Below are 21,865 nucleotides of genomic sequence, written 5' to 3' on the forward strand. Positions count from 1 at the left end.
CCGTGGCACCGCCAGCGCCCCCGACGCCGCCCGCTCCTCCGGCCAGTGTCGCGGCCGTGGCGGCCCAGTCAGCCCCGGGCCCCACCCCGCCACCTGCGCCTCCGGCGCGGAGCCTGGGTTCGCGCGCCCAGCGTGAGTTGGACCAGCAGACGCGGGTCGGCGCGGGACAGCAGCTCTCCGTGGCGCAGCTCATCGCGCTCAAGAACGCGGGCATCACCCCGGAGCGCGTGCAGCAACTGACGGCCATGGGCTACACGCCGACCGTCTCCAACCTCGTGAGGATGAGCCACGCCGGCATCACCCCCGACTACGTCCAGGACATGAACACGCGCTTCGGCCGGAAGCTGGAAGCGAAGGAACTGACGCGCCTGCGACACCTGGGCGTCACGCCCGAGTACATCCAGTCCCTCAAGTCCGCGGGCTTCAACGTCGATGACTCGAAGGCACTGTCCCACGCGCGCGCCGTGGGCGTGGACGAGGACTTCGTCCGCGATATCAAGGACGCCGGATACACCGGCATGTCGCTGGAGGAGCTCGCCCACCTGCGCGCCGTGGGCGTGAGCCCCGAGTACATCCGAGCGATGAACAAGCACGGCCTGTCGAAGCTGAAGGCCCGGGAGCTGATGCAGCTTCGCGCCGTGGGCGTGGACCCAGGCTGGCTCGCCAGCATGCGCAAGGCGGGCGTGCAGACGATGAATACGAAGGAGCTCCAGCGGCTGCGCGCCACGGGCGTGGACGCCCAATTCCTGGGTGAGCTCCACGACGCGGGCCTGAAGGACCTCTCCGTCAACGAACTGGTGCGGCTGCGCACCGGCGGCGTGGACGCGGACTTCATCAGGAAGATGCGCGGCACCGGCTCGAAGTAAGCCGTTCGTCCCGCGCCCATCACCCAACACGTCTCGATTGCCCCACCCCGCTCGGCGCACGTCCCATCCGACGCGCGCCGCACGGGAGGGGTCTACCCGAAGGAGCCCACCATGCGTCTCATGTCGTCACGCCTGCCCCTCGTGGCCCTGTTGTTGATGGCCACCTCCGCCGTCGCGGCCTCTTCCACCTTCGAGCCTCGCGGCACCTGGTCGGCCTCGCCCAAGAGCAGCGACCCATCCACCCTGAACCTCCAGCTCCGCCAGGGCCCGCACCGCAACATGGGCTTCACGGAAGCCCTGGCGTCCTTCCAGGGACTGTCCACCACGGGCGGCGCCACCACCTTCACCCTGCCGCGCGAGGCCGGCACCTTCCGCTTCGAAGGCCAGTTCCAGGACGGCCAGGGCGCGGGCCACTTCCGCTTCGATGCCAGCAGCGACTTCCTCAAGAAGATGGCCACGCTGGGCTACTCGGACATCACGCCCGAGGTGCAGTTCCAGTTGGCGGCGACCAACGTCACGACCGCCCGCATCCAGGGGCTGGCCGCGCTGGGCTACAAGCAACTCAGCACGGAGGAGCTCATCCAGGCGGGCATCTTCGACGTAACGCCCGAGTACGCGCGTGGCCTGTCCGACGCGGGCTACCCCGGACTGTCGTTCAAGGAACTGGTCGAGAGCCGCATCCACCGCGTCACGCCCCAGCGCGTGAAGGAGTTCTCCGGCGTCGGCTTCGCGAAGCTGCCCTGGAATCAACTGACGGCCATGAGCATCCACGGCGTCACGCCCGACTTCGTGAAGCAGATGCGCGAACTGGGCTTCCAGGGCACGGACGCGGATGACGTCATCGCCTTCCGCATCCACCGCGTCACGCCCGAGTTCGTGAAGCAGATTCGTGAGCTGGGCTTCAAGGACCTCACGCAGGACCAGATTCTGGCCTTCCGCATCCATGGCGTCACGCCCGAGTTCGTGAAGCAGATGCGCGAGGCAGGCTACCCCAACGTCACCCCGGACGAACTGGTGGCCCTGCGCATCCACGGCATCGACCGCGTCTTCATCCGCGACATGTCAGGGACGGCGCCGAAGAAGAAGTGACGCCGGGCGCCGTGCACGCGCCCAACGGCTTCAGCATCCAGGGGCGTCGCCTCCCGCTCGCAGGTGGAGCAGGAGGCGACGCCCCGGGTCATCGAGCTGTAGTCCGCGGCTCACTCCAGCGACGGCGCCGTGTCGCCCGGCAGGAACACCCCCCGCGCGAGCGACACCGGCAGCCCGATTTGGAGGAGCCGGTCGTGAAAGTCCTTCAGCACCAGCGTCTTCCCGCGCGACTCCAGGTGGCGGCGGTAGTCGTCGCGCAGCTTGAAGATCTGCATGCGCCCCACGGCGTAATACAGGTACGTGGGGTCGAGCGTGCCGCGCTCCACCTCGCGCAGTGCGGGGAAGGGCTCGAAGTACGCAATCTCCGCGTACCGCTTCGCCACCGCCTCCACGGGCTCTCCGTACACGTGCAGCGCCAGCGCCGCGTACCAGCGCGCGTGCCGCTGGAGCGCGCGGCGGAGCTGCCCCAGCCGCACGGCCGGGTCACCATTCCCCAGGCCTTCATCCACCATCATCTGCTCGGAATAGTGCGCCCAGCCCTCCACCAGTGACGCGGGGGTGAAGACCTTGCGCACGTCCGTGGGAATCCGCGCGCCGTAGAGCAGCTGCACGAAGTGGCCAGGCATGGCCTCATGGACGGTGATGCCCAGCAGTCCCGCGCGGTTGAAGTACGTCAGGTGCTGGGCCTTCTGCTCAGGCGTCCAGCCAGGCTCCACGTTGGTGATGTTGTAGAAGGCCTCGGTGGCCTTCGTCTCGAAGGGGCCGGGGGTGTCCATGGACGCGAAACCCAACCGCGCGTAGGACGGCGTCTCCCGCACCACGGGCAGCCGGTCCGACGGCAGCGTGAGGATGTTCCGCTCGCGCACGAAGCGCTGCAGCTCCACCAACTGCGCCCGCGCCGACGCCACCAGCTCCTCCGCCTTCGGGTGGTCCTTCACCAGCTCCGCCATCACCTGCTCGGGCGTCTTGGTGGCGTCCAACCGGGCTGCCTCGCGCGCCACCCAGGCCTTGTAGTCGCGGATGGCGCGCTCGTTGATGTCGCGCAGCGCGTCCGCGTCCAGCGTGACGTGCTCCTCCAGCGCCAGCTTTTTCTCGAAGCGCTCGCGCCCCAGGCGGAAGTCGCCGTCCGCCTTGGGCAGCAGCTCGCGCTCCAGCCACACCGCGAAGGCCTCCATCTGCCGTGCGGCCTCCTCACGCGCGGCGGAGAAGGCGGCGCGCTCGCTCAGCGGCACCTGGGCATACCCCTGCGCCGCCAGGGCCCGGGGCAGGTCCGTGCGCAGATACGCCACGGTGCCGCGCGCGTCGCGCAGCGCGTACTCCGCCCACAGCTTCGGCACGCCGCTCAGGTTGAACTGCGCCGCGTCGAGCACGCCGGGGATGCGCGCCATCCGGGAGCGCATGGCGCGCATGCGCTCGGCCACGGGGGCGAACTCGCGTGACGACAGGCCGTCCAACCCGCTGGAGATGATGCCCACGTAGAAGCCCGGGTTGCGCTCCCAGGGGCGCACCTCCTCCAGCTCCAGCAGGTCGGCGCGCATCGCGTTCTCCAGCACGCGCACGTCCACGGCCGCGTCCCCCGACAGGCCACCGCGCGCCACCACCTGCTCCAGGCGCGTCAGCCAGCCGCGCAGCGCCTCCGCCTTGCGCTTCAGCGCGCCCGAAGAGACGTCCGGCAGGTGGGCGTCATGCATGTGATAGCCGAGCCGCGTGGCCCGGGTGGGATGCGCCGCCGCATACCAATCCAGGTACTCGCGCGCGAGGACGACATAGTCGGCATCCGCGGCGGAGACTGAAGCGGTGGGCATGGCCGTGGAAGACTCCGGCCCGGCCCCCGAGCGCGAAGCGCAAGCGGAGACACAGGCCAACAGGACGAATGCGGAGCGAATGCGCATGGCGCGTCGAGTCTCGTAATGGGACGGCGGTTCGGAAAGCGGGAAGCGCGCTCTGGATGCTTCTTCGTCGAACAGCTCTCGCCCGGGTTGTCGGCTGAAGGTCCCCGGTCTCGTACGCCGAGGCGCCCGCGGAGGGCGACTGTCACGCAATGACAGCCCTGGACCGACTCGCGGACGGCTTGGGTTTCGTCACATCCCGGCCAGATTGCGCGACCGCGGCACCCCACCGCAGCCAGCCACCGCAACAAGGAGTGAGTATGCGTCTTCGCGCACAAAGCCTTCCTTTGCTGTTGTCCGCCGTTTCAGGCATCGCCACCCTCGGATGCGGCATCGAAGCACCCTACCCGGTTCGCCTGGAGCACGGGGAGGTGGAAGCCTCCGCCAGCCGTGAAGGCACCGCGCGCCTGGGTGCGGCCTCCGGCTGGGACCTGTGCGACACGACGGCGCGGCTCGTGCGGGACATCATCCCGGGCGCGGGGCACTCCCATCCGCAGGACCTCACCCACGGCAACGAGGTCCTCCTCTTCTCCGCCACGGATGGCGTGGGGGGCCGTGAGCCCTGGCTGAGTTCGGGCGTGGCTCCGGGTACGCGTCCGCTGCTGGACGTGTACTCCGGAGGCCCGGGCTCGGACGCGGGCCCCTTCCTCCAGTGCGGGATGACGACGTACTTCGCGGCGAATGATGGAGTGCATGGCCGCGAACTCTGGAAGACGGATGGCACCACCGATGGCACGGAGCTGGTGAAGGACATCTCGCCGGGAGGGCTGGGCTCGGACCCGGAGCACCTGACCTTCTACGACGGCGTGCTGTACTTCACGGCGAATGATGGTGTGCATGGCCGCGAGCTGTGGCGCAGCGACGGCACGGAGGAGGGAACCTTCCTCTTGCGTGACTTCAGCACGGAGGGAGACCTGGTCTCCAGCCACTTCGAGATGGTGGCGGGGACGAACGCCCTCTACGTCAAGGTGAACATCTTCTCACCGACCGACCGCCAGTCGAGCCGGGTGCAACTGTACCGGACCGATGGCACCAGCTTCGTGCGGCTGGTGGACGGGACGGAAGAGAACATGCTGGGCGACCTGACGCCGGTGGGGGACAAGCTGTTCTTCACCTGGAACTTCGATGCGCCGCAGACGCGGCTCTACGTCACCAACGGCACGTCGAGCTGGGCGCGTTACGTGTACACGTTCATCGGCGCCCCCCTGGGGATGGTCGCTTACAAGAACAAGCTCTTCCTGAGCGCGGCGACTGGCGCCGGGGGGGTGGACTTCGAGCTGTGGCGCAGCGACGGCACGACGTCCGGCACGATGCGGGTGAAGGACATCTACCCGGGCACGGTGCCGTCGCAGCCGACGAACCTCACGGTGGTGAAGGACCGGCTCTTCTTCGTCGCGGATGACGGGGTGCACGGCCGCGAGCTGTGGAGCAGCGACGGGACGAGCGCGGGGACGAAGCTGCACGCCGACATCGCCGTGGGCGCGCTGGGCTCGGAGCCCGCGGAGCTGACGGCCGTGGAGGAGTACCTCTTCTTCAGCGCCCACACGGAGGCCGGGGGCCGGGAGGCGTGGGTGAGCGACACCCGCGAGCCGGGGGTGTTCGAGGTGCAGGGCATCGCGCCGGGGAGCATGCACTCGGACCCGAGCAACTTCGTGCGCTCGGGGTGGGACCTCTACTTCGTCGCCAGCGACAGCGCCGACTACGGCCGCGAGCTGCGCGCGCTGCGCATCCGGCCGGCGGGCATGTGTGACATGAGCGGCAACGGCGAGCTCTGAGCGGTAGACGCCTGCCCACCCTCGGCGCAGCCGGCCCCAGGGGCCAACCGGGACGGCGTTGGCCCCCTTCCCTTCCTGGCGCCGGGTGCCCACATCGGAGAACTGCCGAGTGGCAGGGGGCACCAGGAGCCGGCTGGTGTCCCCTTTTTCGTGCCCCCAGAGCGGCCGTCCGTCCTTCGAATTGTACGCCTCCGTGCATTTCTCCCCGCCTCCAGCGTCGTCTTGGGCAGAACTGTCATGCTGCTGTCCCGCTGCGGGCCGGCGCGTCTGACGCGTGCGGACGAGCCTGGGCTGGGCTAAGCGTCTGCCTGCCCGTCGGGTACCGCACAGGCCGGCGCCTGCGGCCCGCTCGCTGGAGGAGGTTTCAAGCGATGTCCGACACCGTGGTGAAGAAGAAGCGCCGTTGGCCCTATGTCCTTGGAGGAGTCTTCGCGCTCCTCGTCATCATCGTGGCCGTGGCGCTCTGGCGACTGGACGCCATCCTGCTGAAGACGGCCCGCGACCAGGCGGCCACCTATTCCCAGCTCCTGGGACGTCCCATCGAAATCGGGGACATCTCCACCAAGCTCTTCCCCACCATTGGCGCCCAGGTGGAGAACGTCACCGTCGGCCCCGCCGAAGGGGAAGACCTGCCGCTGGCCCAACTGGCCCTGATTGACGTCCGCGTCGCCGCAGGCCCGCTCCTGTCCTCCAGCGGCAAGGACATCCAGGTGAAGAACGCCGAGGTCTCCGGCCTCACCGTCAACCTGGTCCGCTTCGCCGACGGCACCACCAACGTGCAGCGCCTGCTCCAGCGGATGGAAGAACAGCAGCCCAAGGAAGAGGAGGCTCCCGTTGAAGAGTCCCAGCCCATGGACCTCTCCGGCGTCCACGTGGAGCGCGCGGCCCTCACCGACGGCGCCATCCGCTTCGTGGACCGCGGCGCCGGAGAACAGGCCCGCGAGCTGGGCGTGAAGGACCTGGACATCGAGGTGAAGGACCTCCGCGTGGGCAAGCCGCTGGTGGTGAATCTGGCCGCCGCCGTGCTCGCGGACACCCAGAACCTCCAGGTGTCCCTCCACGCCGCGCCGCTGCCGGCCACGCTGGTCCCCACGCCCGAGCGCGTGACGCTGAAGGCGCAGAAAATCGACCTCGCCCCGCTGGGCCCCTTCCTGCCGCCGGACATCGGCCTGCGGGCGGGCACGCTGGACGCGGACTGGCAGGCGGACCTGGGCAGCGCCGTTCCCGGCGGCCAGGGCCCCACGAAGCTGGTGGGCATCCTCAAGGCCCTGGGCCTGAGCTTCACCGGCTCCGAGGGCGGCAAGGCGCTGGACGTCGTCATGGACACCGACGTCGCGGGCGACATCACCACGGGTGACCTGGCGCTCAACAAGCTGAAGGTGGACCTGGGCCCCGCGAGCCTCACCGGCAAGGGCAGCGTGAAGGGCCTGCTGACCGACAAGCCCGCGGTGGAGGGCTTCGAGCTGACGGGCCGCAACCTGGACCCGGCCGCGCTCGCCGAGTACTACCCGCCGCTGCGCAAGCAGCTCAACGGGATGATTGCCGGTCCCATCGGCCTGGACGTGCGCGGCAGCGGCACGCAGGACGCCCAGGCCATCGACGTCAACGTGGACCTGACGCCCGTGCGGCTGCGCGTGCCGGCCCAGCTCACCAAGGACGCGGGCGGCGCGATGAAGCTCTCCGCGCGGGTCTCCGGCGCGGCGGCCACGGGCGGCGCCCTGCGCTTCGACGCGAAGGCGGACCTGGGCGGCATCGACCTGCGGCCCGGCCTGCTGGTGGACAAGGCCCCGGGACAGCGGATGGACCTGAGCGCCGCGGGCACCTACGCGCCCGGCAAGGGCTCCGGCATGAAGGTGGACATCCCCAAGCTCACCGCGAACGTGCTCGCGGACACGATGACAGGCAGCGCGTCCTTCGCGCTCGCGGGCGCGGGGAAGAAGCAGACGACGACGTTCTCCGCGGACCTCAAGAGCCAGAAGCTGGACGCGGACGCGCTGATGATGAGCGAGGAGGAAGTCCAGGCGCGTGGCGGTCCGCCGCCGGAGGCGCCGCCGTCGGATGACCCGACGCGCTTCAACGGCTTCCGGGGCGACATCCGCTTCGCGGTGGGCACGCTGCGCTACATGGAGATGAACATGACCCAGGTGACGGGCGTGGTGAAGATGACCGACGACCTCATCACGGTGGAGAAGTTCTCCACGGGCGTCTACGGCGGGCGCATCGTCGCGGACGGCACCACGATGCGCCTGGGCCCGCTGCCGGAGCAGCGCCCCTTCGAGGCGAAGGTGAAGGTGGAGGGCGTCGCGGTGGAGCAGGCGCTGACGCAATTCACGCCGCAGAAGGCCGTGACGGGCAAGTTCAACGGCAACGTGGACGTGAAGGGCGTGGGCTACACGCCCGACCAGCTCAAGCAGACGCTGCTCGGCGGCATCAACGGCGACCTGCTGGATGGCGAGCTGCTGGGCAAGGACCTGGTGGCCGCGGTGTCCGAGCCGCTCGCCAAGGCGCTGCCCATCGCGGCCAAGGGCCTGAAGAACGAGCAGGTGACGAAGCTGGGCGGTGACCTGCCCTTCAGCGTTCAAATCAAGGACGGCGTCGCCCAGCTCTCCAAGCCGCTGACGTGGGCGCGGCCGGAGGCGGAGCTGAGCTTCGACGGCGGCATCCGGCTGGATGGCTCGCTGGACCTGACGGGCTCCGTGTCGCTGACACCCTCCACGGTGAAGACGCTGACGCTGGGCAAGGTGACGCCGCCGGCCGCCATCCCCGTGGGCCTGAAGCTGACAGGCCCCGCGTGGAAGCCGGAGGTCACCAGCCTGGACGTGAAGCCAGCGGTGACGCAAATCGCGAAGCTGGCGGCCTCGTCACTGGCGGGCAGCCTGATTGGCGGCGAGCGCGGCCAGCAGGTCCAGGGCATCATCGAAGGCGGCGAGGACAAGCTTCGCGCCGAGGCCGAGGCCAAGCGCAAGGAGTTGGAGGCCAAGGCCGCCGAGGAGAAGGCGCGCCTGGAGGCCGAGGCCAAGAAGCGCGCCGAGGAAGAAGCGAAGAAGCGCCTGCGCGGCCTCTTCGGGAAGTAGCGGTCCGCGCGCGGCACCGGGGCTTCTCCGCCGGTGCCGCGGCCCCTGAAACACGCTGAAACGGCCGGGAAACACCCTGTTCACCCCGTCACCCGAGACCTGCCCTCGGGGACGAGTGTGGCATGCGCCCTGCTAGGGCTTCCTACCCGTTTCACGCGTCACAAGGGAGCGCGCGACATGCAGACGAGCGAGGACTTCGACCGCGGGGATTCGGTGACGCCGTCCAGCCCCAGGGTGGTGCCGGTGCGCGAACACCATCGCGTCCTCATCATCGGAGGTGGCACGGCCGGAATCACGGTGGCCGCCCGGCTGGCGCGCGCTGGACAGAAGGGCGTCGCCGTCCTCGAGCCCTCGCAGCACCACTACTACCAGCCCCTGTGGACGCTGGTGGGCGCCGGGGAGGCGCGCGTCGAGGACACCGTGCGCAACGAGTCCCGCCTCATCCCGCGCGGCGTGAAGTGGGTGCGCGACGCCGCCACGGAGATAGACCCGGAGGCGAGAGAGGTCCTCACCCGCGGTGGCCTCCGCCTGGGCTACGACTTCCTCGTCGTCGCCCCTGGCATCCAGCTCGACTGGGACAAGGTCGCGGGCCTGCGCGAGGCGCTGAAGACGCCGCATGTCAGCAGCAACTACGACGTCCAACTCGCGCCCAAGACGTGGCGCCTGCTCCAGAACTTCCAGGGTGGCACCGCGCTCTTCACCCAGCCCTCCACGCCCGTGAAGTGCGCCGGGGCCCCGCAGAAAATCATGTACCTGGCCGCGGACCACTTCCGCCGCACCGGCGTGCTGGAACGGACCAGCGTCGTCTTCGGCTCCGGCGCCAAGACCATCTTCGGCGTGAAGCCCTTCGCCTCCGTGCTGGAGGGCGTGGTGCACCGCTACGGCATCACGCCCCGCTTCCAGCACGACCTCATCGCCGTGGACGGCGAGCGGCGCGAGGCCACCTTCGAGGCCACGCGCGACGGGCAGACGGAGCGCATCACCCTGACCTACGACATGCTGCACGTCACCCCGCCGCAGAGCGCGCCGGACTTCATCAAGCGCAGCCCGCTGTCCTGGCGGGAGGGTCCGAATGCCGGCTGGGTGAAGGCGGACAAGTACACGCTCCAGCACCCGGACCATCCGAACGTCTTCGCGCTCGGCGATGCGTCGGACCTGCCCACCAGCCGAACGGGCGCCGCCATACGCAAGCAGGCGCCGGTGCTGGTGGAGAACCTCCTGGCCTGCATGAAGGACCGGCCCCTGCCCGCGCGGTATGACGGCTACGCGTCCTGCCCTCTCACCACGGGCTATGGGCGCCTGCTGCTCGCCGAGTTCGACTACGACGGCAAGCCCGCGCCCACCATCCCCTTCATCGACACCATGCAGGAACGGCGCGACATGTGGCTGCTGAAGAAGTACGGCCTGCCACGCCTCTACTGGGCATTCATGATGCGGGGCCTTGCGTAAGACGCCGGGGGTCGGGCTATGCACCGACGATGCCCACCTCCCGCCTCGTGCTTCCCGCCCTGGATGCCCTCGCGGGCCCCGTGCTGCTCGTGGACGACGCGAGGAAGGTGACCGCGCTCACGCCCGCGCTCGAAGCCCTGCTGGGCGGCACGCTGCGCGCAGGGACACCGCTGGCGCAGATCCTGAGGCGCGCTGACGGCACGGAGCCGCTGGAGGACGTCCTGAAGAACGGGCATGAGGCCTCCGTCCGCCTGCGCGTGGGTGGGCGCTCAAAGCCCGTGCGGGTGCGCGCCGTCCCCCTGGCGCGAGGGCCTCGGGCATCCGGGTGGGCCCTGCTCGTCTCGCCTGACGCGGTGGAAGAGACGAGCGGTCGCGCGGAGCTGTTCCACGGCCTGTGGACCCAGGCGCCCGAGCTGCGCCGCGTCTTCCGCATCGTCGAGAAGGTGGCCCGCACCGAGTCCAGCGTGCTCGTTCGCGGGGAGTCGGGCACCGGCAAGGAGCACATCGCTCACGCGCTGCATGCGCTGTCGGCACGGGCGCGCGGGCCGTTTCGCGCCATCAACTGCGCGGCGCTGCCGCCCAACCTGCTGGAGAGCGAGCTGTTCGGCCATGTGCGCGGCGCCTTCACGGGCGCGGTGCGCGACAGCCCAGGACATTTCCGGCTCGCGGACAAGGGCTCGCTGTTCCTGGATGAGGTGGCGGAGATGCCCCTGGACCTCCAGGCGAAGATGCTGCGCGTGCTGGAGACGCGCACCGTCATCCCCGTGGGAGGCCGCCAGCCCGTGCCCGTGGACGTGCGCATCATCGCCGCCACGCACCGGCCGCTGCGGCGCGAAGTGGAGGCGGGACGCTTCCGCGCGGACTTGATGTACCGCCTGCGCGTGGTGCCGCTCTTCCTGCCCACGCTGCGGGAGCGACGAGGCGACATCCTCCCACTGGCCCTGCGGTTCCTGGAGGAACTGCACCAACGAGGCGCCCGCCGCGTGGAGCGCTTCTCTCCGGGTGCCCGCCGCTTGCTGGAGGAGCACCCCTGGCCCGGCAACGTGCGCGAGCTGCGGAACGTGATGGAATACGCCTATGTCATTGGCGAAGGCCCGGTGGTCCGAGAGGCGGACCTGCCACCGGAGTTCTCCGAGCAGCGGCAGGCCGCTCCCGTGACGCAGCCTGCCCCGGATGCCTCGCTGGAGCCGGAACGGCTCCGCGCCGCGCTCGCCCAGGCGGGCGGCAACCGCTCCGAGGCCGCGCGCCTGCTCGGCGTCAGTCGCGTGACGCTGTGGCGGCGCCTGCGCGACCTGGGTGCGGCGGCGGAGCGCTGAGCGACGGGCGGGCGTCGGCCACGAAACACCACGAACATTGCACTCAAACGACGTTTCACTTCTGTTTCAGGTGCGTTTCACGACTGCACGCTTGAAGCATGCCGTCTTGCCCGCAGGGTCCGTTTCCGCGGTGCCGGCAACCCGCGTCCCCCCGACACGAGCCCCTCCCAGCCTGTTGGCACGTCACTGGCAATGACGGCCTCGCACCCCCACTCCGACGGAGGCGAACGATGCTCTTCCGCCAGCTCTTCGACGCGGACACCTCGACGTATACGTACCTCCTGGCCGACGAGGCCTCGGGCGCCGCCGCGCTCATCGACCCGGTGCTGGAACAGACGGAGCGCGACCTGAAGCTCCTCCGGGAGCTGGGCCTCACGTTGTCCGTGGTGCTGGAGACGCACGTCCACGCCGACCACGTCACCGGCGCGGGTGTGCTCCGTGAGCGGACAGGCGCCACCGTGGTGGCCTCCAGCCGCGGCGCGCCCTGCGTGGACCGGACGGTGAACCATGGAGACATCGTGCGCGTGGGCGGCCTCGAAGTCCGTGTCCTCGAGACGCCCGGTCACACCGACGACAGCCTGAGCTTCCTCTGTGAGCGCCGCCTCTTCACCGGAGACGCGCTGCTCATCCGAGGCACCGGAAGGACGGACTTCCAGAACGGCGACCCGGGCCAACTCTACGACGCCATCACCCGCGTCCTCTTCACCCTGCCCGACGACACGGCGGTCTACCCCGGCCACGACTACGCCGGGCACGCCATGTCCACGGTGGGCGAGGAGAAGCAGCACAACCCCCGGCTGGCCGGACGCACGCGCGCGGACTTCATCGTCTTGATGAACGCGCTCCAGCTCCCACCTCCCCGGAAGCTGGACGTGGCCGTCCCCGCCAACCGGGCCTGCGGACACACGCCGCCCTCACCTTCCCTCCAGGCCTGAAGTCACGCGGAGCCCCCATGCATCCTCTCTGCGACAACGCCACGCCCCATCCCGCGGGCTACCGCGACGTGGACGTGGGACAGCTCGCGGCGTGCCTGCCCTCCGAGCTCACGCTGGTCGACGTGCGTGAGGCCGCCGAGCTCGACGGTATCCTGGGCCACGTCGCGGGCATCCGGCACGTCCCCCTGGCCACAGTGCCGGATGTCGTCGACACCTGGCCGCGTGACACGGACGTGGTGCTGATCTGCCGCTCTGGGGCGCGCTCGGCGAGGGCGGCCACGAGCCTGGTCACCCTGGGCTTCACTCGAGTGATGAACCTGCGAGGCGGGATGCTCGCGTGGAACACCGCGCGGCTGCCCGTGGTGCGCCCCGTCCCCCACACCCTGCCCACCTTGGGCACCGTCCGCGATGGACTGCTCGACGGCCTCCACCGCGCCCTGGCACCGCCGCCCCATGAAGGTCCCACCGTGCCCCCCATGACGCCCCCGTCTCGGGAAGCACTCACCGCCGTGCTCGACGCGCTCCAGGCCGCGCGGCCGACGGGTGTCCGGGACACCGCCGCCTTCGAGCACCTGCTGCGCACATACCGGGACCTGCTCGCCGTCGCGCGCGCGGAAGGCGAGCGGTGATGCTGTACGCTGGCATCGCGGGCTCGCTGCTCGTGGGCATCCTGCTGGGTCTGCTCGGAGGTGGCGGCTCCATCCTCATCGTGCCGCTGCTCATCTACGTGCTCGACGTCGAGCCTCGGACGGCCATTGCCATGTCCCTGGTGGTGGTGGGCGTCACCAGCGCCAGTGGCGCCTTCCTCCACGCGCGCGCGGGCCGCGTCCGCTGGCGCACCGCGCTCGTGTTCGGCGCAGGTGGCATGGGCGGGGCCTTCCTCGGCGGCCGGCTCAATCCCCACCTCGCGCCCGACACGCTGCTGCTCCTGTTCGCGGGCGTCATGGTGGCCGCCGCCGTGGCCATGCTTCGCCGCCGGGAAGCCGGGCCCGTCGCCACCAGCGTCCCCCCGCTCCCCGCTCCCCGCGTGCTCGCACAAGGCATCGCGGTGGGCGTGTTGTCGGGACTGGTGGGCGCCGGGGGCGGCTTCCTCATCGTGCCCGCGCTGTCATTGGCGGGGCTGCCCATGCCAGTCGCCACCGCCACGTCCCTGGTGGTCATCGCACTCCAGTGCGCCGCCGGCCTGGTGGGGCACCTGGGCCACCTGGACCTGCCCTGGATGCTCACCGGCGAAGTCCTCCTGGCCGCGATGACGGGCAGCCTCGTGGGCGGAAGGCTCGCGGGGCGCGTGTCCCCCGCGTTGCTGCGCAAGGGCTTCGCCGTGTTCGTGCTGACCACCGCCGCCTTCCTCCTGAGCGCCCAGGTTCCCGCGCCCCTGCGTGAGCGCGTGTGGACGGAGAGGCTGTGGCTCTGGAGCGTGGCGCCTCTTGTCGTGGGCATTCCCGTGACGGTGTGGCGCCTGCGCGTGGCCCGCCAGCGTCAGACCGCGCAGGCCCTGCAACGGTGAGGCACCGTCACGTGGACGCCAGCGGCACGGTGAAGCGGAAGGTGGAGCCGTGCCCCAGCACGCTCTCCACCCACAGACGGCCGCCATGCCGCTCGACGATGTCCCCGCAGATGTAGAGCCCCAGCCCCAGCCCACCAAAGCCGGAGATGGGGGCGTTGCGAGCGCGGAAGAAGCGCTCGAAGAGGTGCTCCTGCTGGTCCCGCGGAATGCCAATGCCTTCGTCCTGGACGGAGACATGGGCGTGGCGGTCCTCCCGAGCCACCCGGACGCGAACCGTTCCCCCACTGGGGCTGTACTTGAAGGCGTTCTCCATCAGGTTGACCAGGACCTGCGCGAGCCGGTCCGCATCGCCCAGGACGACCAGGGGTGCCTCCGGCGCTTCGTACTCGACCCGGTGGTGCGCGCTGGACAGGCGCATCTCGGAGACGACGTCATGGGCCAGCTCCTGCAACACGACGGGCCCATGCTTCAGCGTCAGCCGCCCTTCCTGGATGCGCGAGGTGTCCAGCAGGTCATTCACCAATCCCGTCAGGCGGCTCACCTGCATCAACGACTTGTCCACGTGCCGGGCGGAGGCCCCGTCCCCCTCGGCGCCGTGTTGCCGCAGCATCTGGAGGTGCAGCTTCAGCGGCGTCAGCGGCGTCTTCAGCTCGTGCGCGGCGATGGACAGGAAGTCGTCCCGCACGCGGATGGCCTCCTGGGCTTCGCGCAGCAGCCGCTCGCGCTCGGCCTCCGCCTGCCGCTCCGCCGTCACCTCGCGGTAGCTCCACACGCGGCCGATGATGGCGCCGCCCATCCGCTGCGGCAGCGACTTGCGCTCCAGGATGCGCCCGTCCAGCAGCTCCACCGTCTCCACGTCCACCTGCTCGGACGGCTCGAAGCGCTCCCGGATTCGCGCGGTGAACGACTCCGGGTGTTTCACGCCGCCCGCCGCGCGCACCAGCACTCGCTCCGCGTCGCGGTCCACCATCATCTCCTCGGTCAGCCCCCAGATGTCGAGGAAGCGCTTGTTGAAGGCCGTGACGCGCTTGTTCAGGTCCACCACGATGACGCCTTCCGCAATCGAGTCGAACGTGGCGCGCAGCACCGAGTTCATGTGCGCCAGGATCTCCGGCGCGTGCCGCGTCACACCGCCTTCGGCGACCTGCCCCATCGAGGACTCAGGAACCTGGAGGCGCGCGCAGGCTCCCAACAATGTCCTCTGCTCATCGAACACGGGCAGGACGAAGGCCTTCAGGCCCGGCTCCTCGTGGACACTGGCCTTACCCTGGAGCGCGGGCCGCATCGCCTGCGCGAGCCAGGGCAACCGAGCGAGCACCGCAGCCACGGGACGCTCTTGGAAGGGCTCGCCATGCGGTCCGGTGGCGTGTGTCAGCGCATCGTCCATCCAGACCACGCGTCCGTGCGCGTCGATGATGAGCGCCGCCTGGAGCGCCTGACCCAATCTCAGCAGCGCCGGAGCAAAGTCGGGCCCGCTCGGGTGACGGGCCTCGGCAGGCCCCGGCGCGCCCCAGCCGCTCCGTCCTTCCTCATGGATGTGGGCCTTCGACATGGGCGCTCCTCGGCCTCGTTGGCGGGACATTTCCGGCGGAAAGATGCGGCGCCCGCCAAGGGCATGAAAGGGGCCGCCCTGCTCGGCTGCCACCGCCGAAGGGGCTCCGACTCCAAGGCCGCTTGCCATGCGAAAGCGGTAAGCTGCCGCCGCATGACGACCTCCCGCCTCGCGATGCTGTTCCTGGTGCCCGTGCTGGCCACGGGCTGTGCCTCCACCGCCAGCGCCACCCGGCCGGACGAGCCCGCGGCGGAAGCGGCGCCACCCGAGGCCACGTCCAGCGCGCCCTCCGGATATGGCTACAGCAAGGACGACCCCATCCACGTGGGCGGCGGCGTCAGCGGGGAACACGAATACCTCCAGCACCTGCGGGGACCGCAGGGGCAGAAGGTTCGCTACGAGCGGCATGGAAGCTGCTGCGCCTTCGAGTCGGAGGACTCGCCCTTCGGCGCCGGCATGCTCGACGTGTACGTCGTCACCTACGACGGGCTGGAGGAGCCGGTGATGATGTACCTCAACATGTATGACCGGAAGGACCCGCGCGCTCCCGAAGGCTTCCGCCTGGATTGACGCGCGCCAGGGCAGGAATCCAGACACGCGAGCGAAAGTCTTCGCGGCCCTGAATTCCAGCAGGCACGCGTCTCCGCCGTTGACCGCTGCCAGTTCCGCACGGAGATTCCCGGCATGACGCTGAGAGCCATGACCGACGTAGGCGCCGAGCTGGGCCTGTCTCCCGAAGACGTGCTGCCGTGGGGAACCCACCGCGCCAAGGTGTCGCTGGACGCACTCGGCAAGCGGGGCGGCCGGCAGGGACGCCTGGTGCTCGTGTCCGCCATCAACCCCACGCCGCCGGGCGAAGGAAAGACCACCATGTCCGTGGCGCTGGCCATGGGCTTGCGCAAGCGGGGGCGCCGCGCGGTGGCGGCCCTGCGCGAACCGTCACTGGGCCCTGTCTTCGGCGTGAAGGGCGGCGGCACCGGCGGCGGGCAGGCCAGCCTGGAGCCCGCGGCCGACATCAACCTGCACTTCACCGGTGACTTGCACGCCATCACCAGCGCCAACAACCTGCTGTCCGCGCTGGTGGACAACGCCGTCTTCTACGGCCAGCCGGTGGCCCTGGATGCCACGCGCGTGCGCTGGCGGCGCGCGCTGGACATGAATGACCGCTTCCTGCGCAACGTCATCGTCGGTCTGGGCGGCAAGGCGCAGGGCGTGCCACGCGAGGACCACTTCGACATCACCGCCGCCAGCGAGGTCATGGCCATCCTCGCGCTCGCGGAGGGCCTGAAGGACCTGGAGGCGCGGCTGGGACGCGTCATCATCGGCCACACCCGGGACGGCCAGCCGGTGCGCGCGCGGGACGTAGACGCGGCGGCGTCCATGGTGGCGCTGCTCAAGGACGCGCTGATGCCCAACCTCGCCCAGACGCGCGAGGGCGGCCCCGCGCTGGTGCACGCGGGCCCCTTCGCCAACATCGCGCACGGATGCAGCTCCGTGATGGGCACGCGCATGGGGCTGGCCTACGCGGATGAAGTCATCACGGAGGCGGGCTTCGGCTTCGACCTCGGCGCGGAGAAGTTCCTGGACATCAAGTGCCGCGGCAGCGGGCTGTGGCCCCGGGGCGTGGTGCTGGTGGTGACGCTGCGCGCGCTGAAGCACCACGGTGGCGCCGCACCCGCGCGAGTGGCCGAGCCGGACCGCGAGGCCCTGGTTCGCGGCTTCGCCCACCTGGAGAAGCACCTGGAGTCGGTGGCCGCCTTCGGCCTGCCAGCCGTGCTGTGCGTCAACCGCTTCCCGCAGGACACCGAGTCCGAGTTGGAAGAGCTGCGCGCCTTCGGCAAGGCCCGTGGCGTGGAGACAGCCGTGTGTGACGGCTTCTCGCGAGGTGGTGACGGCTCGCTGGAGCTGGCCGACCGCGTGATGGAGATGCTGGACGGCACGGACGCCGCGCCGCCCCAGCCGCGCTTCCTCTACGACGTGGCGCAGTCGCCCGAAGAGAAGGTGGCCGCCATCGCCCGCACCGTCTACGGCGCGGACGACGTGGCCTTCACCGCGAGCGCGAAGAAGGACCTGGACGCCATCCGCGAGCTGGGCGGCGCCGGGTTGCCAGTGTGCATGGCGAAGACGCACCTGTCGCTGTCGGATGACCCCACGAAGCTGGGACGACCGCGCGGCTTCACGCTCACCGTGCGCGAGGTGCGGCTGTCCGCGGGCGCGGGCTTCATGGTGGCGCTCACTGGAGAAATCCTCACCATGCCCGGCCTGCCACGCGAGCCCGCCGCCCGACGCGTCACCGTCCACGACGACGGGCGCGTCACCGGGCTGATGCAGGGGGAGTGAGCCGAGCCCCAAGCCGGGGTGCCACCCAGGACGGTGGCACCCGCGCGGCCCCGAGGCGACGTCACACGCGGAAGCCGGTGGACAGCTCCTGGAGCTGCCCCAGCGACGCGTTGATTTGCGTCACCGCCTGCTCGGCCGTCATCGTGGCCGTCACCACGTCCGCCATCATGGAGGACAGCGTGGTCATCACCTCGGTCATCTGCGCGATGCCCGCGTTCTGCTGAGTGACGGAGGCCACAATCTGGCGCGCGGCCTGGCTGCTCTCCTGCACCACGGTGGTGATTTCCTTCAGCGTGTTGGCCGAGGCGAGCACCTGCTCGATGCCCTCCTCCATCTTCTCGCTGTCGCCCTCGGCGATACCCACCGTCTGGCGGATGGCCTGGTTGATTTCGAGCAGAATCTTGCCGATGCGCTGGGTGCTCTGCAGCGACTGGCCGCTGAGCGAGCGCATCTCCCGCGCCACCACCGCGAAGCCCCGGCCCTGCTCCCCGGCGCGCGCCGCTTCGATGGCCGCGTTGAGCGCGAGCACGTTGGACTGGTCCGCCAGGTCCTTCACGCTGCCGATGATTTCACCGGCGTGCACGGCCTGGTCGCTCAGGTGCCCGATGCTGCCCACCAGGGCGCCCACGCGCTGGCGAATCTGCTGGAGGCCCTCGGCGCTCTTCTCGATGGACTCCTGGCCGGACGCGCTGAACGCATCCGCCTGTCCCGCCACGCGGAGCACCATCTCCGCGCGGCTGGCGGCCATGCTGGAGGTCTGCGCGATTTCGGCGATGGTGGTGCTCGCCTCGGTGAGGCTGCGGGACTGGTTGGTGAGAAAGTTCACCTGCTCCTGGCTGGCCTGCGTCAGCGTCTTCGCCGCGTTCGTCAGGTCCGTCACCACCGTCTGGATGGTGGTGGGCACGTTGCGCAGCCGGGTCACCATGACCTGGAAGCCGCGCGCCAGCTCGCCCACCTCGTCGTGGGCGCTCACGTCGATGGCCTGCGTCAGGTCGCCCTTCTCCGCGATGCGCGTGGCCACGTAGGTCAGCTTCGCCAGCGGCAGCGTCACCTCGCGGTGCAGCCAGTAGGCCAGCCCCACCGTCAGCGCGATGCACAACAGCACCAGCACGCACACCGTCCAGGTGGTGGCGCGGTGCAGCCCGGCCACCTCCGCGTAGGAGGTCGCGATGGCCTGGCCATCCGCTTCCACGGCCCTCTCCAGTTCATCGGACAGCGCCGCTGCCCGGGACTCCACCAACTCAAGCGTGGACGCCGCCTGCGCGTCACCCGCCACCGCGAACGCCAGCGCTGCCCCGGAGTTCCTCCAGTACGTGGCCAGGGACGACTTGAGTTCATCCACTCGCTGGAGGTTCGCGTCCGGTACGGCCCTCGCCAGGTCGAGCTTCGACTGGAGCTCGTCCACTTCCGCGCTCAGCGGCTCCAACCCTCCCGCCGCCTTCGCCGCCACCGCGGCCAGCACGTTGCGGTGCAGGCCCGGGAAGCGGTGCATCACCTCACGGCTCAGCTCGATGGTGGGAACCTGCGAGCTGCTGATGCGCGCGTACACGCCACCGGAGCGCGCGCCCAGGGCAATGAACGCCACCAGGATGGCCACCAGGAACACCGCGACAACGGCCGGCAACAACATCATCTTCTGCTTGAGCTTCAGACGCACCCGCTGGCCTCCCCGCTACCGTGAGCACCCTTCAACGCCCGCGACTCCATGCCGCGCGCCGCGGCCAGAATCCGGCTGTGGAAGAGCCACCCCGTTTTCCAGGGCCCGCTGCGCCAGCACATGTCGCCATCCTTCCGTGGACTCCCGCGGGAGCCACATCCTCGTGCGGCCGGTGCTCACGCCGCGCGTCGTAGGATAGCCAACTGTCTGCGGGCTGGTAACTCTCACCACCCGTGTCATTCAGACGGACGCGGAGCGCCGTGAACGACGGGTAGGACCCGCCCCCACCTACGGGCGAGCATTCCAATAGCCCGATTTCACCGCGCTCTCCGGGGAGGAGGGCAGGCCGTCGCTTCCCCGGTGGAGCCCCGTATCAGCGCACGGAGCGCTGGAGCGCGGGCGCAATCTCCTGCTGGCAGGTCGCGTCACATTCCGTGAAGCGGGTGAGGAAGTCCGCCATCTGCGCGCAGCGCTTCGGGAAGCGGCTGGTGCCCGCATCCCCCATGCACATCTCGTGGAAGGAGTCGCGCGTCTCCTGGAAGAGCGAGGCCCGCTGCGCGGGAGACAGCGCGTTCAGCGCCCGGTTCTCCCCGCCCTGGAGGTACAGCCAGACGCCGCCGAGCAACAGCAGCACCAGCCCCACCAACACGACCTTCCGAGTCCGCTTCTCGGCCAGCGAGGGGCCTCGGGCTCGGGAGAAGACGTTCTCCTCTTCACCGTCTTCGGGCGGTGGGCCGCCTGCCATCATCCCCATCAAGCGCATACGCCCCCTGTTCCAGCCCAAACCGGAGAACAACGCCAGCACGGAGTGCAGCGGATGTGAGGCAACCGCCAACAGCCGGGCGGCCATTGCGTGTGCTCCCGCACGCTGCGCGGGAGTCTGACCGCGAGACGGCGCGGATTGCTCCTAGGATGAAGTCATGGACATTCGAGAGCGCCCCATGCGGGTGCTGGTGGTGGACGACGAGCGGAACATCCGCCACACCCTGCGCGTGTGCCTCGAGGGCTTCGGCTGTGAGGTACGCGAGGCGGCCACCCCCGAGGCCGCGCTGGCCGCGCTGGCGCAAGGCCCCGCCGACCTGGCCTTCGTCGACCTGAGGCTCGGCACGGCCAGCGGAATGGAGCTGTTGCCACGCCTCCTGGCCGAGTCGCCCCACCTGGACGTCGTGCTCATCACCGCCTACGCCACGTTCGACACGGCGGTGGAGGCGATGCGACGCGGGGCGCGGGACTATCTGCCCAAGCCCTTCACGCCCGCGCAGATTCGCCACGTGGTGGAGAAGGCGCGGCGGCACCAGGAGCTGGCATCGCAGTTGGAGAACCTGGAGGGGCAGCTTTCCCAGGCGGTGCCGGAGGCCACGTTGGAGACAGCCTCGCCCGCGATGCACGCGGCCATCGGGCTGTTGACGCGCGCGGCGGCGTCCGACGCGGCGGTGCTGCTGCGGGGAGAGAGTGGCACCGGCAAGGGGGTGCTCGCCCGCGCGCTGCATTCGATGAGCGCTCGGCGGCGCCGACCTTTCGTCACCGTCAACTGTCCCACTCTGTCCGAGCAACTGCTGGCCAGCGAGCTGTTCGGCCACGTGCGCGGCGCGTTCACCGGCGCGGTGAAGGACCAGCCGGGACGCGTGGAGGCGGCGGAAGGGGGCACGCTGTTCCTGGATGAAATCGCGGAGATGAGTCCGGGGCTCCAGGCGCAGCTGCTGCGCTTCCTCCAGGAGAAGCAGTTCGAACGGCTGGGCGAGGGACGCACGCGCAAGGCGGACGTCCGGGTGGTGGCGGCGACGAATCGGGACCTGGAGAAGGACGTGGCCGAGGGGCGCTTCCGGGAGGACCTGCTCTACCGGCTGAACGTCATCGAGGTGAAGCTGCCGTCGCTGCGAGAGCGGCCGGAGGACCTGCTTTCGCTGGCCCGGCGCTTCGTCTCCTTCTTCGCTCGCGCAGCGCAGCGCCCACCGCCGGAGCTGTCGCCCGCGACGGAGAAGATGCTGCTGGCCTATGGGTGGCCGGGCAACGTGCGCGAGCTGCGTAATGCAATGGAGCGAGCGCTCATCGTCTGGCCTGCGGAGGTGCTGGAGCCGCAGGCGTTCCCGGACCGCATCGCCGCGGCGGGAAGTCCGGTGATGACACTGGGCGGGCCGCACACGCTGGAGAACATCGAGCGCGAGCACGTGCTGCGCGTCATGGCCTCGGCGCCGACGTTGGACGAGGCGGCGCGGGTGCTGGGAATCGACGCGTCCACGCTGTGGCGGAAGCGGAAGAAGTACGAGTTGGGCGAGGGCTGAGCGCGGCCGGCCGGGTGAGCACGGGCCTGGGAGCGCCCGTGTGCCCGGCTCTCGTCAAGGGTGTTCCACGGGGGGACCGGGCAGGGCTTCGCCGCGTGCCTGGAGCGGTGATTGCGGCGTCCTGCGTGCATGCG

General features: G+C 70.1%; 15 protein-coding genes and 1 pseudogene. 12 read left to right on the forward strand and 4 right to left on the reverse strand.

What is annotated here, in order from left to right; genetic code table 11:
* Together F8M74_RS21640 and F8M74_RS21645 are read left to right on the forward strand one after the other, a co-directional pair.
* Positions 1-866 (forward strand): annotated as a pseudogene (locus F8M74_RS21640) (peptidase M56); the annotation flags it as partial.
* 111 nt (positions 867-977) lie between these two features.
* Complete coding sequence (locus F8M74_RS21645; RefSeq protein ID WP_141253327.1) at positions 978-1,955, forward strand: 4-hydroxy-3-methylbut-2-enyl diphosphate reductase; 978 nt, start codon at positions 978-980, stop codon at positions 1,953-1,955.
* A gap of 110 nt (positions 1,956-2,065) precedes the next feature.
* Here F8M74_RS21645 and F8M74_RS21650 read toward each other — a convergent pair whose 3' ends face one another.
* The gene (locus F8M74_RS21650) at positions 2,066-3,760 is read right to left on the reverse strand and encodes a DUF885 domain-containing protein (protein WP_228559263.1); all 1,695 of its coding nucleotides are present in this window, start codon (positions 3,758-3,760) and stop codon (positions 2,066-2,068) included.
* A 344-nt stretch (positions 3,761-4,104) separates the two neighbouring features.
* Here F8M74_RS21650 and F8M74_RS21655 point away from each other — a divergent pair, with 344 nt between their 5' ends.
* The 7 genes from F8M74_RS21655 to F8M74_RS21685 all read left to right on the forward strand — a co-directional run bounded on the left by F8M74_RS21655 (position 4,105) and on the right by F8M74_RS21685 (position 13,900).
* Positions 4,105-5,619 (forward strand): ELWxxDGT repeat protein, encoded by a 1,515-nt coding sequence (locus F8M74_RS21655; RefSeq protein WP_228559261.1) that lies wholly within the window; start codon positions 4,105-4,107, stop codon positions 5,617-5,619.
* Positions 5,620-5,990: 371 nt separating this feature from the next.
* Positions 5,991-8,693 (forward strand): AsmA family protein, encoded by a 2,703-nt coding sequence (locus F8M74_RS21660; protein ID WP_141253324.1) that lies wholly within the window; start codon positions 5,991-5,993, stop codon positions 8,691-8,693.
* 177 nt (positions 8,694-8,870) lie between these two features.
* A complete protein-coding gene (locus F8M74_RS21665; RefSeq protein WP_141253323.1) occupies positions 8,871-10,142 on the forward strand; it encodes an FAD/NAD(P)-binding oxidoreductase in 1,272 nt (423 codons plus the stop codon).
* A 29-nt stretch (positions 10,143-10,171) separates the two neighbouring features.
* Positions 10,172-11,458: a sigma-54-dependent Fis family transcriptional regulator gene (locus tag F8M74_RS21670; RefSeq protein ID WP_141253322.1), complete on the forward strand. Its 1,287-nt coding sequence runs from the start codon at positions 10,172-10,174 to the stop codon at positions 11,456-11,458.
* 230 nt (positions 11,459-11,688) lie between these two features.
* Entirely contained in the window at positions 11,689-12,393 is a 705-nt protein-coding gene (locus tag F8M74_RS21675; RefSeq protein WP_141253321.1) for an MBL fold metallo-hydrolase, read from the forward strand.
* A 17-nt stretch (positions 12,394-12,410) separates the two neighbouring features.
* Positions 12,411-13,022, forward strand: coding sequence for a rhodanese-like domain-containing protein (locus tag F8M74_RS21680; RefSeq protein WP_141253320.1), 612 nt, complete (start codon positions 12,411-12,413; stop codon positions 13,020-13,022).
* Complete coding sequence (locus F8M74_RS21685) at positions 13,022-13,900, forward strand: sulfite exporter TauE/SafE family protein (RefSeq protein ID WP_216620675.1); 879 nt, start codon at positions 13,022-13,024, stop codon at positions 13,898-13,900. The genes F8M74_RS21680 and F8M74_RS21685 overlap by 1 nt, the downstream gene beginning before the upstream one ends.
* Positions 13,901-13,907: 7 nt before the next feature.
* Here F8M74_RS21685 and F8M74_RS21690 read toward each other — a convergent pair whose 3' ends face one another.
* Positions 13,908-15,452: a cell wall metabolism sensor histidine kinase WalK gene (locus tag F8M74_RS21690; RefSeq protein WP_216620673.1), complete on the reverse strand. Its 1,545-nt coding sequence runs from the start codon at positions 15,450-15,452 to the stop codon at positions 13,908-13,910.
* 153 nt (positions 15,453-15,605) lie between these two features.
* Between F8M74_RS21690 and F8M74_RS37970 the strand changes: the two genes are divergently transcribed.
* Both F8M74_RS37970 and F8M74_RS21700 read left to right on the forward strand, forming a co-directional pair.
* Positions 15,606-16,022 carry a hypothetical protein gene (locus tag F8M74_RS37970; RefSeq protein ID WP_216620672.1) on the forward strand — a complete coding sequence of 139 codons (417 nt, stop codon included), beginning with the start codon at positions 15,606-15,608 and terminating at the stop codon, positions 16,020-16,022.
* A gap of 114 nt (positions 16,023-16,136) precedes the next feature.
* A complete protein-coding gene (locus tag F8M74_RS21700) occupies positions 16,137-17,792 on the forward strand; it encodes a formate--tetrahydrofolate ligase (RefSeq protein ID WP_141253316.1) in 1,656 nt (551 codons plus the stop codon).
* A gap of 61 nt (positions 17,793-17,853) precedes the next feature.
* On the opposite strand, the gene F8M74_RS21705 is transcribed toward F8M74_RS21700, so the two are convergent.
* Together F8M74_RS21705 and F8M74_RS21710 are read right to left on the reverse strand one after the other, a co-directional pair.
* Positions 17,854-19,449 carry a methyl-accepting chemotaxis protein gene (locus F8M74_RS21705; RefSeq protein ID WP_141253315.1) on the reverse strand — a complete coding sequence of 532 codons (1,596 nt, stop codon included), beginning with the start codon at positions 19,447-19,449 and terminating at the stop codon, positions 17,854-17,856.
* A gap of 373 nt (positions 19,450-19,822) precedes the next feature.
* The gene (locus F8M74_RS21710; protein ID WP_240462302.1) at positions 19,823-20,299 is read right to left on the reverse strand and encodes a hypothetical protein; all 477 of its coding nucleotides are present in this window, start codon (positions 20,297-20,299) and stop codon (positions 19,823-19,825) included.
* A 70-nt stretch (positions 20,300-20,369) separates the two neighbouring features.
* On the opposite strand from F8M74_RS21710, the gene F8M74_RS21715 reads away from it, so the two are divergent.
* Positions 20,370-21,731 (forward strand): sigma-54 dependent transcriptional regulator, encoded by a 1,362-nt coding sequence (locus F8M74_RS21715; protein ID WP_141253314.1) that lies wholly within the window; start codon positions 20,370-20,372, stop codon positions 21,729-21,731.
* The last annotated feature ends 134 nt before the right edge of the window (positions 21,732-21,865 follow it).

The sequence above is a fragment of the Myxococcus sp. CA023 genome, from assembly GCF_010998615.1.
In the GTDB taxonomy this organism is placed as follows: Bacteria; Myxococcota; Myxococcia; order Myxococcales; family Myxococcaceae; genus Myxococcus.

Excerpts from the sequence above, each read along its gene's own strand:
- F8M74_RS21645 (WP_141253327.1), top strand. The coding sequence starts at position 978 with ATGCGTCTCATGTCGTCACGCCTGCCCCTCGTGGCCCTGTTGTTGATG.
- F8M74_RS21675 (WP_141253321.1), top strand. The coding sequence starts at position 11,689 with ATGCTCTTCCGCCAGCTCTTCGACGCGGACACCTCGACGTATACGTAC.
- F8M74_RS21715 (WP_141253314.1), top strand. The coding sequence starts at position 20,370 with ATGGACATTCGAGAGCGCCCCATGCGGGTGCTGGTGGTGGACGACGAG.
- F8M74_RS21685 (WP_216620675.1), top strand. The coding sequence starts at position 13,022 with ATGCTGTACGCTGGCATCGCGGGCTCGCTGCTCGTGGGCATCCTGCTG.
- F8M74_RS21655 (WP_228559261.1), top strand. The coding sequence starts at position 4,105 with ATGCGTCTTCGCGCACAAAGCCTTCCTTTGCTGTTGTCCGCCGTTTCA.
- F8M74_RS37970 (WP_216620672.1), top strand. The coding sequence starts at position 15,606 with ATGACGACCTCCCGCCTCGCGATGCTGTTCCTGGTGCCCGTGCTGGCC.
- F8M74_RS21650 (WP_228559263.1), bottom strand. The coding sequence starts at position 3,760 with ATGCCCACCGCTTCAGTCTCCGCCGCGGATGCCGACTATGTCGTCCTC.
- F8M74_RS21680 (WP_141253320.1), top strand. The coding sequence starts at position 12,411 with ATGCATCCTCTCTGCGACAACGCCACGCCCCATCCCGCGGGCTACCGC.
- F8M74_RS21670 (WP_141253322.1), top strand. The coding sequence starts at position 10,172 with ATGCCCACCTCCCGCCTCGTGCTTCCCGCCCTGGATGCCCTCGCGGGC.
- F8M74_RS21665 (WP_141253323.1), top strand. The coding sequence starts at position 8,871 with ATGCAGACGAGCGAGGACTTCGACCGCGGGGATTCGGTGACGCCGTCC.
- F8M74_RS21660 (WP_141253324.1), top strand. The coding sequence starts at position 5,991 with ATGTCCGACACCGTGGTGAAGAAGAAGCGCCGTTGGCCCTATGTCCTT.
- F8M74_RS21710 (WP_240462302.1), bottom strand. The coding sequence starts at position 20,299 with ATGGCCGCCCGGCTGTTGGCGGTTGCCTCACATCCGCTGCACTCCGTG.
- F8M74_RS21700 (WP_141253316.1), top strand. The coding sequence starts at position 16,137 with ATGACGCTGAGAGCCATGACCGACGTAGGCGCCGAGCTGGGCCTGTCT.
- F8M74_RS21690 (WP_216620673.1), bottom strand. The coding sequence starts at position 15,452 with ATGTCGAAGGCCCACATCCATGAGGAAGGACGGAGCGGCTGGGGCGCG.